General features: G+C 59.7%; 1 pseudogene. It reads right to left on the bottom strand.

Annotated features, from left to right (window positions below):
• Window positions 1–253: pseudogene (locus AC0IYH_RS32840) on the bottom strand (Sbal_3080 family lipoprotein); the annotation flags it as partial.

Below are 253 nucleotides of genomic sequence, written 5' to 3'. Positions count from 1 at the left end.
GCGATAAGCTCGCTGATAGGCCTCATAGTCGAGGTTTTGCTGCTGCAGTTCGCGCAGTCGTTCATCGAGACGGGTGGTGCTCGCGACAGGGGGTTTCGCCGATGCGCTCGGGGTAGGCTCGGTAATCAACTGGGCCTCGCTCAGTAGCTCATCGATAACCGGATCCATCTTGCTTTGCGTGCCTTGCCATTTCATCAGGGAGAGGCCGCCCTTGCCGCGCAGGTGGTAGTTGGCTTTTGCCAACGTCTGGCGC

The sequence above is a fragment of the Pseudomonas sp. AC463 genome (genome assembly GCF_979253585.1).
This window is presented reverse-complemented; position numbering and strand designations above follow the sequence as displayed.